This is a genomic window from Microcoleus sp. D3_18_C2 (genome assembly GCF_036702395.1).
Lineage (GTDB): Bacteria > Cyanobacteriota > Cyanobacteriia > Cyanobacteriales > Microcoleaceae > Microcoleus.
The window spans coordinates 1-15,514 of sequence record NZ_JAUBTG010000085.1; the positions used below are offsets into that span (position 1 = coordinate 1).

The window sequence follows — 15,514 nt, forward strand, 5'->3', positions numbered from 1 at the left end:
CTAACCGCTGGGTTAATATTATCAATGGGCACTGTGGAAAGGTCAGCAACCGTAGCATTTCGTGCCGTAGTGCTGTCGAACAAAGGCAGCCCGACACCCCGACCTTTAGCATCAATTTGAAATTGAGCGGGGTTTGTCACTGTTTTGACAAATTCCTCCACATCAAAAACATAAACTTTGCCGCCAGCACCGCTTAAATTCGGATAGGAAGCGTAAAGGAATTTGCTATCACTTGAAAGCGCTAAGTCGGTAGCGAATCCATCTGGAATTGGTCTAGTTCCCGCCATTAATTGCGGATTTGTTAGCGGGTCTTTAATAATGCCGATGTTGCTGCCGGCTCGCGGGTCTCCATCTACGCTGGGTAGTTCTTGACCGAAAAATTTCGTGTCCGCATTGCGACCCACAACAAAGGCATAACTGGCATCCGGCAGTACCGTTACCGCGACTCCCTCATTTACATCAAAATAATCGTTAGCAGAACCCAGCCCTAAACTTGCATAGCGAGTAGTAGCAGCAAAACTTACCGGGTCATTATTAGTAATATCCAATACCCCAAATCCGTTGCTATCTTTGCCGCTGTTCGTGAAGGTCATGGCTAAGGGATTGACGGTGCTTGCTATTCCTTCTACTCCTTCATCGGCTGTGATACTTCCGATTAATTGATGCCACTTTTTGGGGTTCTGACTGGGGTCGCTGGGTCGGTCTTTGGGGTCGATGTTAACAACATAAATTTTGCTATTCGAGCCGTTTGGTGCAGTAACAAACAGCTTTTTGCTGTCGCTGCTAATGGCTATTTGTCGCAAACCGTTCGGGGCTGTACCGACTGGGATGGTTTGGGTGACTTGGTGATAGGTTGAGGAAAACGGGTTGATATCGAGAACGTAGATGGAGTTGCTGCCGATTTTTCCGTCTGCGATGTAAGCGTATTGGTCGCGGGGGTCTATGACTATGGATCGAGGTTCTGCACCGCTGGGCAAATTTATCGGGTTAATACCAGCGGTATTCGGCTGAGTGTCTACCTGTTGCCTGGTCATCGGATCGACTAAAGCAATGCGCCCAGAACGATCCATCGCTACATAAGCACGGCTGCCGTCACTGGTGAGTGTTAGTTCTCGCGGGCGATCGAGTATGTCATCCGTGCCTACAGAAACGCTGGCAATCGACAAGTCGCTGCTATTAGTAGCTGTGACGACTGATTCGGGATTTGCACCGTTAATAATTGCGATTTTATCTGTTGTCCACTGCGCGCCAAAGATGTATTCTGTATTGTTTTCTATTCGGTAAGGACTGCTATCGTATTTAACTTCTTTGGCTGGTTCTGAGGGATTTGGGCTAACTTTTTCGTTTTGCTTGCGGCTGATGACGATGCGCGATTCACCTAACGGTACGGTGTTGGGAACTTGAACGGCGATTTCAAATTGATTGTTTGCCAATTTGCGACTTTTGTCTGTCAAAACTGTTCCTTCGTAAGCTTGTCTGCCTACGAAAAATTTAACGGTTAAGTCGCTGAATCGGCTGCCTAACGGGTCGCTCAAGTTATCTACTAATACATTAGTACCCGTGATGAAGAGAACGGGTTGATTGTTGGGAAAAGATTGATTGTTGCTGTCTGTAAACTTAAGTTCGGCACTTTGGATGATGGGAGGTGCTTTGGGATTAGAAGCTGTTGGTGCGAGTTGGGATGCGCGTCTTTCGCCGATTAAAGCATCTTTGTCGTAATAGTCGAGATCCCTTTCACCTATAATTTCCCCAGTCAGAGCATCCAGTTCGCTATTTTTTGCGGGGGGGGGTAAAATCTGTGTTGGGAAAGCTCTGACTCAAACTGAGGGAGTTGGAAAAGCTGGCGATGTCTTCAGCGCTATTGTTGTCAGCGGCCCGAAGTGGAGCGAGTGTTTGTTCTGAGATGTTGCTGGCGTAAGCTTGACTATTGAGTAAGTTTTTGGTATCAATCTCGAATTCTGGGGCGAGGAAATTCTGAAACGGATCTTGAGAGTTAAAAGGTGAATCTTTAACAAGTTTCATGTTTAATTTCCGTAGATGCGAGTGAGCTGTTTGCTTGTGATAGTTTCAAACTAACTAATTGATGCGCTTCACCCTTCATTCAAGAAGAATGTGTGGATTCGGACTTAATCAAGTTTTTAGTGCGTGATTTTTAGTGAGCTGCCAAGCTTTTATTAAGAATAATGTTCCCGTATTTTCGGCAGCAAGTCAATCACGGAAATTACTGATATTTTCCGTCGGCTACTGGAAAACTGGCAGTGTCCGCAACAACTTAATAGCAGAGCATATGTGAAGGTTGCTGCGCTAGTTAGTTTGTTTGACTGATAAATTGTGATTGAATTGTTAAAATTTTACAGATTATTTATCAAAGTAATGTACGTTACTCAGCCAAAATACTTAGATTTTTGTAGGCTGGCATTTCAAGCCTACTTAAATTTACTGACTGGAAATTACGGAACAACGGGAGCATCTCTGTTTGGCTTTTATAGTGCGAGATATTCAATAGTTCGCACTGTAAAAAAAATGCTTTTTGCAAAAATGAAATGCTCCCTGTTGTTCCCTTGTTCATAATAAATGAAAGAATTGGCTGACACGTAAACATCCGAACGTTCTTGAAAGTAAAGTTTGACAGCTTCTACGCTGTAAGTCATGTAATCGCGCGTGATGTCGCTTTCAGCCATCGGCTCTCCGTCGCTGCTGGCATATTCAATTTCTACTTGTTCGACTTGAGTTAAAATTGTCATTTTTCAATTTTCCTCAAAGTTAATTAATTTAATGGTAGCATTCTGTCGGGTTTGAGAAAGTTTCAATATCCTCAACAAAATAAACAGCGGTAAGGTGTGCAGTGCACACCTACATGATTAGGTGCTGCGTCCTGGACTTTAAGGCTGGTAAGATGGTGTACAGATACAGACTATTTAAATTCTAATTAATCCCTCTCTCTAAAATAATCATTTCCGAACCAACAACCGGACTTCTAGCTATTAACTTGCCTTCCATATTCGCAATTTCTAACTTGCTGAAATCGAGTGAGTTAGCTTCTTTCCACATCTTCGTTGCTAGTTGATTTTGCTCAACTTCGCTGAGTTTGTACCAATCAGCAGCGACTTTTACTGTCAAAATGCTGCTGGCAAAATTAGCTTTAACAGACTCAACTAAACCGCCGCCCAGTCGATTCTTAATGTCAGTAACTTGATTTTGAATCGCAGCAATCAGAGACTGTTCGGGCGTCAGCGGTGGCGGTGGGATAATTTCTACTGGTTGCGGTTTTTCCGGCGCCACTAAATCGGGCAACTTGCTTTTGAATTTAGGAGAGATTGGCGCTGGCGGTACGATCGCCTCTGGCGATTTCGGCGTTCCCGATGCCATAAAATCATCAAAGGTTGGCGGCGACTGCTGCGCTGCTGGGAGAGGCACTTTTGCTACTTTCTCCGGCGGTTTTGCTGAGAAACTGTTGAGAGTTAAACCGACTACAACGATCAGAATTGCTGCTATGGCCGCGTTTAAAATTGGATCGGACAGCTTCTGGTTCGTAGATGGTGGCAGTAGCGATCGCACTAGCCGCACAATACTTTGCCAAAGTACACTGACGTTCTGTAAAAAGCTCCCTTCGCTGCGTTGAGATACAGGCTTTTTATCAACTTTTACAGCAACTTTTGGTGGCACGCTGTTAACTTCCACAGCCACAGCGGGAGGAGTTACTGTTGCTGAGTCTGAAGCGGTGGGCGCGATCGGCTTTTGGGCCTGCAAGGGGGGTTCGGCTGGTAATTTTTGGCCTTTTTTTCCCAAATTCGCAATCGATGCCATCAAAGTTTTGATTCTCTGATTTTTGGGAACCGCGCTGCTGGCATTTTGAGTTTTGCTGCCAGTGGGGGCAGACTTTGCGGCCGAATCAACCTCCGGTGTCGGAGATTGAGAGGGTTCTGGAATTGACTGGTTTAGTTGTTCTTCTGACATTTTCTCTGCCTTGGGGCGTTGCAAATATATGTAAACGAGATAAATTTTAATTGAGCCATCTCAACCTTAATTTATCATTTCATTAGTTGTAACTGAATCAAAATGAGCATCAAACGCCGTCACTTTCTAATTTTAGGCAGTCTCAGCAGCTTTGGTTTTGCCGGAGTCTGGAAAATGTTTCAGCTTCGGACTGCCTGGGGTACAGACGCCAACGCTGCTGTCCCTTCTAACGTTGAGGCAGAAAGGGCGATCGTCCCTTTGCCGGCCTCACCGCCTATTTTACGCTTTATTTCGGTAGCCGACACCGGTACCGGCGCAGAAGGTCAGTATGCTGTCGCTGAGGCGATGGCGCAATATCACCGGGAAAACCCTTTTAATGTTGCTGTTCTCGCCGGCGACAATATCTACAATAACGGCGAAATTGAAAAAATTAATGCTGTTTTCGAGCGTCCTTATCAGCCATTATTACAGCAAGGTGTAAAATTTTATGCTTGTCTGGGAAATCACGATATCCGCACTGCTAACGGCGATCCGCAAGTTAAATATGCGGGTTTTAATATGCAAGGTCGCTACTATACTTTTCGCCGCGATCCCGTACAGTTTTTTGCTTTAGATACCAATCACAATGCGGATTGGAAAAATCAGCTTGTTTGGCTGGAAAAAGAGTTGAGTCAGAGCACCGCACCTTGGAAAGTTGTGTTCGGCCATCACCAGATTTATTCCTCTGGCCTGTACGGATTGAATCAATCTTTTATTAAGACTTTGACGCCTTTGTTTCAAAAGTACGGCGTGCAGCTTTATATCAACGGACACGAGCACAGTTACGAACGCACTCGCTCGATTAACGGTACGACTTATTTAATTTGTGGTGCTGGTGGGGGCACTCGTCCGGTGAGTCGTTCTGAGTGGACGGAGTATTCTGCTAGCCGCCTGAGTTTTGCGACGTTTGATGTCTATGAAGACCGGATGTTTGTCAGTTCTATCGGTACTGACAAACGGGTTTTTGACAGGGGAGTGATCGAAGTGCGATCGGCTTAATTCAAATTATATTCAGGAGGCAACAAAATGAATAGGGGTTTTAGAGCCAATAAAACTGGTTTTGTTTTAGAAACAACTGTAGAAGGTACGTTGAGAGGCCACGGATATCTCGAAATATGCCCCCAGTTGCCGAAAAAGCGCAAGCGAGATTGGCTCTTAATCTCTACTGAAAATCCCAAGCGATATGCTAAACAGGTTTATATCGGGTCTAGTATCTATGAAACTGAAATAAATGTCGATTTTTATATTGTTGGTTGCGGTTTATTTCCTCTGGGTCTAATTGTTGAGTGCAAGTGGCAAGAAGACAAAGGTTCAGTAGACGAGAAGTATCCTTACCTCAATTTAAATATTAAAAATTGTTATCGGGTGCCAACTATTGTTATAGTGGGTGGTGACGGTATGAGACAAGGTTCGATCGACTGGTTTAAAAAACAAATTCCTGACAATCAAAATCTGTTGGCAGTTCACAAGCTCGAAGGTTTTATTACCTGGGCTAACAAATATCTGTAACAGAAATTACGGAACTTGGCCGCGTCTGGCGAAACTAGGTATTGCTCCTACAAAATATGCTTAGGATCGCGAATTAAATAATTTACACAAGTTTGTGGGGAGTATGGGTTGGGCACTCTTAGCCCGCCCTTTCTGGACGGGCGGGACGCCCATCCCACAAGAACCATCACGCATTGTAAGTTATTTAATTCTCATTCCTTAATTAGAGACTTGGCTTAAATAAGATTTAAAATAAACGTATTAATAATTCCTTGATTTTTCCGCGTTTGAAACTATTAGAATTAATTCCTCTAGATGCTGAGATTTCAATGAGCTTTGGCAGAGATTTATTTGGGAAAACTTGAGTGTCGCGGTAGATTTTTTCGATAAAATCGCAGTTGGAATTAGACAGCATAACTTTCACGCCCCGTTCTGCAAGTTGGGCAAAAATATCTCTCAGTTTAAGCTGTTCCGATTCTTTGAAATTATCCCGGCTGTAAGTGGTGAAGTTACTGGTGGCACTGATTGGATAATAAGGCGGGTCAAAATAAACAAAGTCTTCGCTGCTGGTAGCAAAATCCAAAATTTCATCGAATTTTCTGACTTCAATTTGAGCGGGCGCGAGTAAAGATGAGACCGATCGCAGTAAATCTGCTTGACAAATGTTAGGATTTTTGTATCGACCTATGGGAACATTAAATTCACCTTTTGAGTTTTCTCTGTAGAGGCCGTTGTAACAAGTTTTATTTAGGTAAATCAGGCGTGCTGCTTTTTCTATATCTGTTTTGTAGGAGCGCGATCGCACCGAGTAATAATAATCTTTATTGTTCTTGGTATGTTCTAACTGATGCTCCTCTAAAAGTAGAATCAGCTCCTCAACTTTATCCCTGACACAGCGATAAGCATTAATCAACTCAGGATTAATATCTGTTAAAACAGCTTGCAAACCAGGGTGCTGCTGTGCTAAGTAAAAAAATACAGCTCCGCCGCCCAAAAAAGGCTCGTAGTAAGTGGTGAACTTTTCAGGAAAATAAGGTTGATATTGTCCAATCAACCGAGTTTTGCCTCCTGCCCATTTCAGAAACGGACGTGGCAAGACGAAAGAAGGTGCGGCAGCAGACATTTATCTAGAAATAACGGCCCTCTAATATTTATCACAACTAGAACTCAATAGAAATACTTCTGAAGTTCTTACCGGAGGTCGCGTGGCATTAAACAGAGAGTGCCGGAGCGATCGGCAAAAAGTTTTCGTTAGAATTATATATGTCAGCCTCGCCGGCAAAAATGCCCGATCGCCTGATCGGCAGATTTAGCTCCGGCTGTGCCAAAATTGTCTAACTCGCTCACAAGTGTTACCAGTCAAAGATTGTGCTGTGACACTTTACCCCACCAAGCTCATGCAAGATTTTATTAATAACGTCTCTCGCTACCCGCGCTTTTTCATTACGATATGTCTGGGAATTTTCTTTTTCCTGTTCGAGCGACTCAAACCCCTGCTCGATCGACCGGCAACTGCGATCGCCCTGATTAGTTCGATTGTAGCGACTTTTGTCTTTCTAACTTTTACACTGCGGGCTATGTTAGGCCTGAGTTCGGTTTAAAGCCTGCGCTTGAACGCAAACATCAAGGGCAAATTCAGTTAAAACACTAATTCCCCAAGTAACTGCCAACTCTTGCAGGCGATCGCACACTTGACAATAGTCGCTGCGATACATTGGAAGAGGAAAAAAATTGCGCTAGTTACGCCCGCGCTGCTCAACCAAGGCGCAGGCAAACATTACCGAAGTGCAGGACAAGCGTTTGGGGCTATCAACATTCACTGGGGAAATACTGCACCTCTGTTTCCCCGGTGTCCCACTTAATCATTAGGAAGCGGCACACCCCGCCCCGCTTTCCTCTCCCGTTAACCTGACGGTATCACGAGAGTTTCCAGCGGACAAGACAGATGAAGTTTGAACATATCTATCAATTTTTTCAAGACCCCCCTCCTGTTTATCTAAACAAGGAACTAGCGGTGTGTTACATTCTCTCCGTGTTATTGCGCGGAGATTCCTACGGTACAGAACTGATTGGCCAACTAGAGAGGGAATTCCCCATCTACCGACTTTCTGATACCGTTCTCTACAGCGCTCTGAAATTCCTCGAAGATGAAGCCGTAATCACCGGTTACTGGAAAAAAGTAGAAGGACGAGGCCGCCCCCGCCGGATGTATCAAATCCTCCCTGAGTGGCGGCACCAAGCTCAAGACCTCGCTCGTCTCTGGCATGAGTACATTGGTCAGGGAAACGGCGCGTCAGAGCGTCGTTCCCGCGCCTTAGAAACTGGTCAGACGGGTTAGCCGAGTTTGAATCGGATGCCTCAACCCTGGAGATGCTGGCGCTACTTGCAAAGCGATTTGCCTGATTGCCTTCGCTTTGCTTGATCGCCCGCCGCACAGCGATTAAAGCAGCTAAACTACGTCAGGACTTACGCATTGTCACTTGAGAATTAGCGACGATGGGGAGATAGGGGAATTGGGTGATGGAGAGCAAAACGCCTTGCAGAAGAAGCTTTCTGCGAATTTTGATAACAAAGTGTCTGCGTAAGTCCTCGATCGCTTTTTTATGTAAAGTTCTGTAAAGTAATAGTAGATAATTTCAATTACACAAACTTCTACCGATGGATACTGCTGTTCTTCCTTCTACCTTTGTGCTGACGCTACTGTTGGCTGTTGGCTTGTTTTTCTTCATCAAGGCTTCAGTCAAAGATCGAATCGAACAAGTCAAGCTGGCTTCCGAGAGCGCCCAAGAGTCACTGTTAACCGACTTACAACAGTATTTTGCCCAGAGAGCTTACCGAGTTGCAGCCGTCGATGCCCCCAACTATAAAGTCACGTTTGAGGGTTTTGTGCGGCCGAGTTGGTTTCTAGCTATTTTTCTAACACTGCTGAGTGCAGGTGGCACTCTGTGCTTGGGACTGGTTTTGGGAATGCTAGTTCCTCAGCAGGGTCAAATTTTCCTAGCTTTGGTAATGCTGTCCCCGCTGGCGGGGGTATTTTACTGGAAAAAAGCTGGACGTTCGGAGCAAGTCTCCCTCAAACTCGAATCAGTTGCTGAGTCGGGAAGCCAAACCAAGAGCTTTGTTACTGTCAGAGCTCACCGGGATGAACTAGCAGCCATGCAAAAAGCTTTAGATTTGAAGCCGATCGATTAAAAGTTTGACGCGGAACGTTTTTTGATATGCTAGATGCCGTAGTTAGACTTCTAGCTGACAAACCGATAACTCAAGTGCGGCTCTCTCGTTGATAAACCCGTGGCTGTTTTTTTGATCCACTTGTTCGATCGACAAATTGATCGACAAAACAGTCAAAAAAAAACCATTATCGTGAAAGTGCCAATTGTGGCGATCGCCCTTGGGCTGCGATCTAGCCTGTTGCGATGGCTCCTTATACCCTAATTTGTAAGGACTTTTCGCAGAAAATTCAGTTGGCACTCTCCAGACAATGAGAACTCTCGCGCTTTTGTTAAAAGACTTAGAAAAACATTGCCGTCAATGTTTTGAGCTAAACATTTTGAGCTATGCGCGACTGGCTGACACCACAGGAATTTTTTCTGTGGTAGCTTCCAACATCACCTTTAAGCTGGGAAACAAGAAATGGTTCTCTTCTACGTATTGGGCTCCAAATAAACCTTTTTCAGCCCAGAAGTATCTGTCAGTGGTATGCTCGTTACGCTTGACTAACAGCAAAGCTGGGGGAGCAATGCCTTCTGCATGGATGAACTTGCGAGCCGCTGTTACGGGTTTATCTTCGCCGCTCTCGATGCTATATTGAGGCACACACTCTAAAATTCTGCGTCCTTCTTGTCGGCGGCGACTCTTGCGTTTGCGTCTCCTGGCCAATTTCTTTACCTCCTCTGTGAGCAGACAGTATGAGCAGACAGGTTGTAATGATAGCTACCAAATCCGAGGCCAGTATATCCGTTCTAGCTCAAAAAATCAACTGTTTTTAATATATCGACATAATCTTCACATTCGTGCCGATCGACAAAAGTGTAACGGTTGTGGTAGGGCTGGCCGCAAGTTCCGCCAAAAGCCCAGCTTGGGGATCGGTGGAAGCTGCGCGGACGGGGAGGCGGGGCAATTAGGGTTCATGAAAGCCCCATGCCTTCAACATAGCTGCCTTCTATCAAAGCCAAGAAACCTGAAATCTAGAAGTCTCTCATCAGTAATCGGCGGTCGATCATTTGTAATTTACTTAGAATTCCGTTAGATATCTTAATGTGGCGCTCATGTTAATGCCAGCCAGTTCAGAATTTGTCAAACTTTGCCGCTCGCAGGTGGCGATCGCCGTCAGTTTGGGAGCGAAATTCAGCGCGGTATACCTGACACAAGAGCTCGTAGAAGGCAGCGAAGCAAAGTTGGTGCCGATCGCAGTTTACCCAGAAACCTCAGCCGAATCGGAAGAAAATCAGGGGTTGAGGTTACAATCTTCCGAAAGCTCGACAGTAAAACCAGTACCGCGACTGCTGGCGCCGCCTGTTGTGCCTGTGGAAGAATCAACCGTAGGCGCGATCGCACCTGATCGACTTCCGGGTAAGGAGCGCAGTTCCCATCAGTGCCAAGGCCCGGAGAATGTGTGGCAGCAGCGGATGCAAATTGTGACGCCTCTGATACACGAGGGAGCTGTAATGGGACTTCTAGTCAGCGGTCGGCAAGACAGGCCTTGGAACGAGCGAGAGGAGGCTCAGATACAACAAATTGCTCGCACCTTAGCCCTAGCCTGCATTTTAGACCAGCGATCGCAGTGGATGCAGCAGGAATTGGGTACGAGTCGGCAAATCCAGGCTCAGGTTTACGACACGATGCACAATTTGCTGCACCAGTTCAAAAGTCCGTTGACAGCGTTGCGAACTTTTGGCAAGCTGTTAGCGCGGCGGCTGGTACCGGAAGACAAAAACCGCAATGTGGCTTTTAGTATTGTCCGAGAGAGCGATCGGCTGCAAGAGTTGCTCGGCCAGTTCGATCGAACTGTTGACACCGGCGAAGCACATCTAAAACTGCGATCGGGCACTTCAGAAAAAGCAATGTCCAATGTCGAATCAATCCGGCATTCTCCTCTGTCGCTGTCACCTGCAGCCAATTTGCAGGAATCCTGTTTTGTTACAGAAGTCTTAAAACCGCTGTTAATTTCCGCCGAGGCGATCGCATCTGAAAGGAATCTGAAATTGGTAGCCGACATGGAGGCGGATTTGCCACCAGTCTGGGCGAACGATCGAGCTTTGCGCGAAGTTTTGAGCAATTTAATTGACAATGCTTTGAAATATACCCCTGCCGGCCGCCAAATTTATATTAAAGTCAGGTACAAAGCAGCAGATGGCGATCGGGCAGGATACAGCCAATTGCCTGCCATAGCAGTTGCCGTCAGCGACACAGGTTCCGGCATTCCTCCCCAGGATTTAGAGCATTTATTTGAGCGGCACTACCGGGGAGAAAAAGCGCAGACAGAAATTCCGGGTACAGGATTAGGTTTGGCGATCGCCCGCGATTTAGTCCGCCAAATGCAAGGAGAAATAGAAGTATTTTCCCCAGTCAATCCTGAATGGCTGCCATCGGCGGAAACTCATTTATATCCAACCGCTCTCGGCACTACATTTGTGGTTTGGCTGCCAGTGAATAAGTAACGAACTCTATTGCTTAGAGACATTTTTTATGAAGCATCTACCTTTATTCGATAAAATTCCCAATTTTTCAACTTCTTTAGAAGTTTTCAAAAAACACTTTTTTCGTGTACGGTTTTTAGCTGCTTTTAACATTCTGACTCTTCTGATTTTGTGCGCGCTGAGCATATACGCCAAACTCAACAACCAGGGAGACGGAGTTGAACGCCTGTTTAGCGATCCTTTTAATTTCTGGTTCCCTTACGAAGGCATTCTCACCGGAGTTTCCGAAGTCCTATGGTGCACCCCAGTCGCAATTTGTGCATTTACTTTCGGAGTGCTGCGCCAAAAAGAGCCGCGGAGTCGATCGGGGATATTCTTATTTTTTAGTGCTTTACTGCTGGGAGTCTTTTTCCTAGATGACAGGTTTCGGATGACTTTGATTATTTCTCGGTTGGGAATATCTAAGAAATTAATTTATTTGTGTTATGGTAGTGCAGTTTTCCTTTACGGAGTTAAGTTTTGGCGATACATCAAAACCACTCCTTACCTGCCATTAGTCGCAGCATTCCTATTGTTGGCTATCTCGCGGTTTGCGGATCCTTTACACTTGCGAAATCAAGGATTACACGCGATGTTAGAAGATGGCACTAAATTATTAGCTCTTCTGAATTTAGCCCTGTATTTTTGGTACGTCTGTCATCATGAAGTTTGGCGGCATTTCCAGCAAAGCGAAAAGCGTTGATCTCCTCCATGATATTACAAAAAAAGCCGTTGCTGAATTAGGGTATCACTAAGGAATGAGAATTAAATAACTTCCACTCTTGAAAGTGGGATGGGCTCTTATAGCCCGTCCAAAAAGGACGGGCTATAAGAGCCCATACCACAATAAAAATTAAAATTGTCAGTTATTTAATTCGCGATCCTAAGCAACGCCGGCGATCGCATAAAAGCCAAATAATTTCTTTAATTTTGATATGGCATGGGAAAATTAGCAAATTTTAGATAGTAAATTAATAATCGAAGATAATATCTGCTAAACTTGTCGTCTGATTTAGAATAACAAAAAGTTTTTCGTTTCAAACGAGCTATCAGGATGTATTAATCTTGTATTTTCGCGCTCAACTCTTGTCCTATATATACAGCATATTTCATGTAGATGTATATCGCGATCGACCGGGTTTCGAGCAACAAAATAAGTAATGATGCGAGAGATATAAAGAAACCCGGTTTCTGGGGTGCAGCTTTAGACACCGCAATGCCATTCCCTTACGGGGATTGAGCCATCGGGGGTTTACTTCATAAACCTGTAATCTGCTCTAAGTTATACCAATTCTCCACAATCTTGCAACAGTTATAAGTTTGTGGTTTGTTTCCTGAAACACTGTAAGCTGTTCTCCATTTAAATTGTGTGTCAAAAATCACTCAAATTCTTGTGGGATGGGCAGGCGAGCCCGTCCCGAATATGCAATTTTAACGCGCAACAGCTTATGCACCGGTGCGGATCTGTGAGATAGTCGCTTTTTTTGATAACTTTTCTAGGGCGACGCACCCGGAGCGCTACTGTTGCATGATTTTTTAGAATTAGTATTAGAAGAATGTGGCTAAAGCCGCAGCGCCTATCCCGAACCCAGAAGGGGGGAACTTGCTGCGGGGAAAAATCCTGTCATAATTCCGATTAATGAGCAATTACCCTATTCTCAGGCAACTGAAAAACGGTATACAATCAATTCAGCCCGATGAGTTTTCTAGGCATCCGCTACGGTGGCGATCTTAGTGGATCTACAGATAGTCGGCAGATCAATAATAAACTGCGTTCCCTGCTCTGGCGTAGAAATACACTCCAATTGACCGCAGTGTTTTTCTATCAGAATTTTTCTGCTGATGGACAATCCCATGCCTGTACCTTTTCCTATGGGCTTAGTAGTAAAAAAGGGAGTGAAAAGTTTAGCACGAACTGTTTCGGTCATGCCCACACCATTATCAGAAATTGTTACCAGGATGTGGGAAGCCGAGCTAATGTTGTCAGGCGAATTGCCGGGTACAACTTCAGTCCGAATCAAAATCTGGGGGTGAAAAACTGCACCATCTTCTCTACTTAGCCGCTCTTCTAAAGCATCTATAGCATTCGCTAAAAGGTTCATAAACACCTGATTGAGCTGACCGGCATAACAGTTCACAAGCGGCAATACGCCATAGTCTTTTATCACATTGATAGCAGGGCGATCGGACTTAGCCTTTAGTCGGTGCTGTAAGATCATCAAAGTGCTATTAATGCCTTCGTGGATATCTACTGATTTAATTTCAGTTTCATCCAACCGAGAAAAATTGCGTAGAGAGTGAACAATATTGCGAATGCGTTCGATCCCTAACTGCATGGAAGAAAGCAATTTTGGTAAATCATCTATGATAAATGGCAACTCTGCATCTTCTATTTCATGGACAATTTCTGCTTCAGGTTGCGGGTAATACCTTTGGTAAAGATTCAACATATTAATGAGTTCTTTAATATAGTCGTTGGCGTGGGACAGATTGCCGTAAATAAAGTTAACCGGATTGTTGATTTCATGAGCGACACCTGCAACTAATTGACCGAGACTAGACATTTTTTCACTTTGAACTAGCTGGAGTTGTGTTTCTTGGAGTTGTTTGACAAAATGATCTAAAGCAACAGATTTTTGGTGTTCTTTTTCTTCACTGAGACGGAGTGCTTTCTCTACTTGTTCGCGTCGCTCTATTTCAGCCTGCAAACTCTGACTCAGAGAAAAACTTCTCAAAGCTGTTAGGATCGTAGTGTATAGCTTTGATGTCGTTAATTCAGTTTTAGTTTTATAGTCATTAATATCGTAATTGATAATAATGCTTTTTTCCGGTACTTGTCCGGGTTGACCCGTGCGTAAAATAATTCGCACTAACTGATTGCCTAAAACTTCTCGGACATATTTAACAAAGTTTAAGCCAGCATCATCTGTTTCCATAATTACATCTAGTAAGATGATGGCAACATCAGGATTTTCTTGGATTAGCTGTCTAGCTTCACGAGCTGAGTAAGCATTAATGAAGGTTAAAGATTTATTTTCAAAGACAAACTTCCTGAGTGATATTTCGGTAGCGGTGTGAACTTGAGCCTCATCATCTACAACTAAAATTTTCCAGCTTTCACTCAGTTTTTCTTCTGTTGTTTCATCTGCAAACAATATCTCGTCATCCGAGTCGATCGCTTCGGCAAAGTATACTGTTTCTGGAGATGGTTGAGTTAAGAAATCGTCAAAATCACTTTTCATTGCTGTACACCTTTATTTTTTACTAATGTGTAGGTTTGAAGTTAGAAAACCTGTTAAGCTAAGCAAAAGGCAGAAGGGAGAAGATTTACACAGCAACCTTTTCAGTCATCCTTATTTTACTTCTAATTAGGTGGACTTACTTAGTTATCTTGGCCAGGAAATCGGAATTAGAACTCTACATTGGTGAATCAATTTGCATCGGTAATTTAATAATAAACTTGGTGCCTCTTCCCACCTCACTTAGACATTCAATTTCACCTTTTAGTTTTTGGGTGACTAAATTGTAGACAATATGTAACCCTAAACCACTGCCACCTTGACCACGCTTAGTGGTAAAAAATGGCTCAAAAATTTTACTTAAGTTTTCTGGGGGAATACCTTTACCTTCATCGGCGTATTCAAACCTTAGCCGATTACCTTCTTGCTCCCAATCAAAGATTAGTTCCCCAGAAATCCCTGGTTCGTAGGCATGAATCAGAGAATTGATTAGCAAGTTTGTCACAACTTGGGACAAGGCTCCTGGATAAGAATCTATAGCAATTTTGCTATCTCCCTTAATTTTAAGCGAATGTTGGCTATTTTTCAACTTTGGTTTTAATTGTAATAAAATTTCATCAAGATAAGGTCTGATCTGGAAAGTACGTCGTTCTTCGCTAGAGCGATCGACTGCTACTTGCTTAAAGCTTTGAATCAAGGCTGCTGCCCGCTCTAGGTTAATTAGAAGTGCCTTACTGCTTTGGGTAGCAATATCGACAAATTCTTCTAAATCCGATCGCTTCATTTTGCCACTTTTATAAATAGATGCAAATTCTGTGGTATTTTCTGCCAAAGCTGAAGCAACCGTGACACCAACTCCGATGGGAGTATTAATTTCGTGGGCAACACCAGCAACTAATCCTCCCAGAGATGCCATTTTTTCAGATTCGACTAGCTGTGTTTGGGTGGCTTTTAAAGCCTCTAGGGTGTTCGATAATTGTTGAGTACGATCGCTCACTAATTGCTCTAAGTTTTGATTAAACTCCTGTAAATTTTTGTAAAGCTGAGCATTTTCAATGGAAATAGCAATTTGGGCAGATAAAAGTTTTAACAATTCTAGGCGATCCGTAGTAA

Annotated in this window: 17 protein-coding genes and 1 pseudogene; 7 read left to right on the forward strand and 11 right to left on the reverse strand. The window is 44.1% G+C overall.

What is annotated here, in order from left to right; all coding sequences use genetic code 11:
• The 4 genes from QUA88_RS27640 to QUA88_RS27655 form a co-directional block, all read right to left on the reverse strand.
• The coding region (locus QUA88_RS27640) for a YncE family protein (protein WP_445251592.1) at positions 1-1,535 on the reverse strand (1,535 nt) is incomplete at its 3' end.
• A gap of 235 nt (positions 1,536-1,770) precedes the next feature.
• A complete protein-coding gene (locus tag QUA88_RS27645; protein WP_333058434.1) occupies positions 1,771-2,022 on the reverse strand; it encodes a hypothetical protein in 252 nt (83 codons plus the stop codon).
• Between the two features lie 461 nt (positions 2,023-2,483).
• A complete protein-coding gene (locus QUA88_RS27650; RefSeq protein ID WP_333274938.1) occupies positions 2,484-2,744 on the reverse strand; it encodes a hypothetical protein in 261 nt (86 codons plus the stop codon).
• Positions 2,745-2,925: 181 nt separating this feature from the next.
• Positions 2,926-3,957, reverse strand: coding sequence for a hypothetical protein (locus QUA88_RS27655; protein ID WP_333274941.1), 1,032 nt, complete (start codon positions 3,955-3,957; stop codon positions 2,926-2,928).
• Positions 3,958-4,059: 102 nt separating this feature from the next.
• Here QUA88_RS27655 and QUA88_RS27660 point away from each other — a divergent pair, with 102 nt between their 5' ends.
• Positions 4,060-4,995 carry a metallophosphoesterase gene (locus tag QUA88_RS27660; RefSeq protein ID WP_333274943.1) on the forward strand — a complete coding sequence of 312 codons (936 nt, stop codon included), beginning with the start codon at positions 4,060-4,062 and terminating at the stop codon, positions 4,993-4,995.
• A 27-nt stretch (positions 4,996-5,022) separates the two neighbouring features.
• Complete coding sequence (locus tag QUA88_RS27665) at positions 5,023-5,505, forward strand: PD-(D/E)XK nuclease superfamily protein (RefSeq protein WP_333139600.1); 483 nt, start codon at positions 5,023-5,025, stop codon at positions 5,503-5,505.
• A gap of 226 nt (positions 5,506-5,731) precedes the next feature.
• On the opposite strand, the gene QUA88_RS27670 is transcribed toward QUA88_RS27665, so the two are convergent.
• Positions 5,732-6,607 carry a DNA adenine methylase gene (locus QUA88_RS27670; RefSeq protein ID WP_333274947.1) on the reverse strand — a complete coding sequence of 292 codons (876 nt, stop codon included), beginning with the start codon at positions 6,605-6,607 and terminating at the stop codon, positions 5,732-5,734.
• Positions 6,608-6,881: 274 nt separating this feature from the next.
• Here QUA88_RS27670 and QUA88_RS27675 point away from each other — a divergent pair, with 274 nt between their 5' ends.
• The gene (locus QUA88_RS27675; protein ID WP_190657763.1) at positions 6,882-7,085 is read left to right on the forward strand and encodes a DUF751 family protein; all 204 of its coding nucleotides are present in this window, start codon (positions 6,882-6,884) and stop codon (positions 7,083-7,085) included.
• Here the strand turns inward: QUA88_RS27675 and QUA88_RS27680 are convergent.
• Entirely contained in the window at positions 7,065-7,199 is a 135-nt protein-coding gene (locus QUA88_RS27680) for a hypothetical protein (RefSeq protein ID WP_333181283.1), read from the reverse strand. The genes QUA88_RS27675 and QUA88_RS27680 overlap by 21 nt on opposite strands.
• Before the next feature lie 230 nt (positions 7,200-7,429).
• Here QUA88_RS27680 and QUA88_RS27685 point away from each other — a divergent pair, with 230 nt between their 5' ends.
• Positions 7,430-7,822: a PadR family transcriptional regulator gene (locus tag QUA88_RS27685; protein WP_333139606.1), complete on the forward strand. Its 393-nt coding sequence runs from the start codon at positions 7,430-7,432 to the stop codon at positions 7,820-7,822.
• A gap of 320 nt (positions 7,823-8,142) precedes the next feature.
• Positions 8,143-8,676 carry a cofactor assembly of complex C subunit B gene (locus QUA88_RS27690; RefSeq protein WP_333206665.1) on the forward strand — a complete coding sequence of 178 codons (534 nt, stop codon included), beginning with the start codon at positions 8,143-8,145 and terminating at the stop codon, positions 8,674-8,676.
• A 42-nt stretch (positions 8,677-8,718) separates the two neighbouring features.
• On the opposite strand, the gene QUA88_RS27695 is transcribed toward QUA88_RS27690, so the two are convergent.
• Together QUA88_RS27695 and QUA88_RS27700 are read right to left on the reverse strand one after the other, a co-directional pair.
• Positions 8,719-8,955 (reverse strand): hypothetical protein, encoded by a 237-nt coding sequence (locus QUA88_RS27695; RefSeq protein ID WP_333206666.1) that lies wholly within the window; start codon positions 8,953-8,955, stop codon positions 8,719-8,721.
• Between the two features lie 84 nt (positions 8,956-9,039).
• Entirely contained in the window at positions 9,040-9,363 is a 324-nt protein-coding gene (locus tag QUA88_RS27700) for a DUF3155 domain-containing protein (protein ID WP_006635576.1), read from the reverse strand.
• Between the two features lie 389 nt (positions 9,364-9,752).
• Between QUA88_RS27700 and QUA88_RS27705 the strand changes: the two genes are divergently transcribed.
• Positions 9,753-11,144, forward strand: coding sequence for a GAF domain-containing sensor histidine kinase (locus tag QUA88_RS27705; RefSeq protein WP_333274951.1), 1,392 nt, complete (start codon positions 9,753-9,755; stop codon positions 11,142-11,144).
• A 28-nt stretch (positions 11,145-11,172) separates the two neighbouring features.
• Positions 11,173-11,865 (forward strand): hypothetical protein, encoded by a 693-nt coding sequence (locus tag QUA88_RS27710; protein ID WP_333058446.1) that lies wholly within the window; start codon positions 11,173-11,175, stop codon positions 11,863-11,865.
• A 221-nt stretch (positions 11,866-12,086) separates the two neighbouring features.
• On the opposite strand, the pseudogene QUA88_RS27715 reads toward QUA88_RS27710, so the two are convergent.
• The 3 genes and pseudogenes from QUA88_RS27715 to QUA88_RS27725 form a co-directional block, all read right to left on the reverse strand.
• Positions 12,087-12,258 (reverse strand): annotated as a pseudogene (locus QUA88_RS27715) (IS1 family transposase); the annotation flags it as partial.
• Between the two features lie 610 nt (positions 12,259-12,868).
• The gene (locus QUA88_RS27720) at positions 12,869-14,404 is read right to left on the reverse strand and encodes an ATP-binding protein (RefSeq protein ID WP_333212712.1); all 1,536 of its coding nucleotides are present in this window, start codon (positions 14,402-14,404) and stop codon (positions 12,869-12,871) included.
• A gap of 175 nt (positions 14,405-14,579) precedes the next feature.
• Positions 14,580-15,514: GAF domain-containing sensor histidine kinase (locus tag QUA88_RS27725; RefSeq protein WP_333058448.1), on the reverse strand; the 935-nt coding region annotated here is incomplete at its 5' end.

Bases quoted from the DNA above. Each gene is read 5' to 3' on its own strand.
- QUA88_RS27645 (WP_333058434.1), bottom strand. From the start codon at position 2,022: ATGAAACTTGTTAAAGATTCACCTTTTAACTCTCAAGATCCGTTTCAG.
- QUA88_RS27650 (WP_333274938.1), bottom strand. From the start codon at position 2,744: ATGACAATTTTAACTCAAGTCGAACAAGTAGAAATTGAATATGCCAGC.
- QUA88_RS27655 (WP_333274941.1), bottom strand. From the start codon at position 3,957: ATGTCAGAAGAACAACTAAACCAGTCAATTCCAGAACCCTCTCAATCT.
- QUA88_RS27660 (WP_333274943.1), top strand. From the start codon at position 4,060: ATGAGCATCAAACGCCGTCACTTTCTAATTTTAGGCAGTCTCAGCAGC.
- QUA88_RS27665 (WP_333139600.1), top strand. From the start codon at position 5,023: ATGAATAGGGGTTTTAGAGCCAATAAAACTGGTTTTGTTTTAGAAACA.
- QUA88_RS27670 (WP_333274947.1), bottom strand. From the start codon at position 6,607: ATGTCTGCTGCCGCACCTTCTTTCGTCTTGCCACGTCCGTTTCTGAAA.
- QUA88_RS27675 (WP_190657763.1), top strand. From the start codon at position 6,882: ATGCAAGATTTTATTAATAACGTCTCTCGCTACCCGCGCTTTTTCATT.
- QUA88_RS27680 (WP_333181283.1), bottom strand. From the start codon at position 7,199: ATGTATCGCAGCGACTATTGTCAAGTGTGCGATCGCCTGCAAGAGTTG.
- QUA88_RS27685 (WP_333139606.1), top strand. From the start codon at position 7,430: ATGAAGTTTGAACATATCTATCAATTTTTTCAAGACCCCCCTCCTGTT.
- QUA88_RS27690 (WP_333206665.1), top strand. From the start codon at position 8,143: ATGGATACTGCTGTTCTTCCTTCTACCTTTGTGCTGACGCTACTGTTG.
- QUA88_RS27705 (WP_333274951.1), top strand. From the start codon at position 9,753: ATGTTAATGCCAGCCAGTTCAGAATTTGTCAAACTTTGCCGCTCGCAG.
- QUA88_RS27710 (WP_333058446.1), top strand. From the start codon at position 11,173: ATGAAGCATCTACCTTTATTCGATAAAATTCCCAATTTTTCAACTTCT.
- QUA88_RS27720 (WP_333212712.1), bottom strand. From the start codon at position 14,404: ATGAAAAGTGATTTTGACGATTTCTTAACTCAACCATCTCCAGAAACA.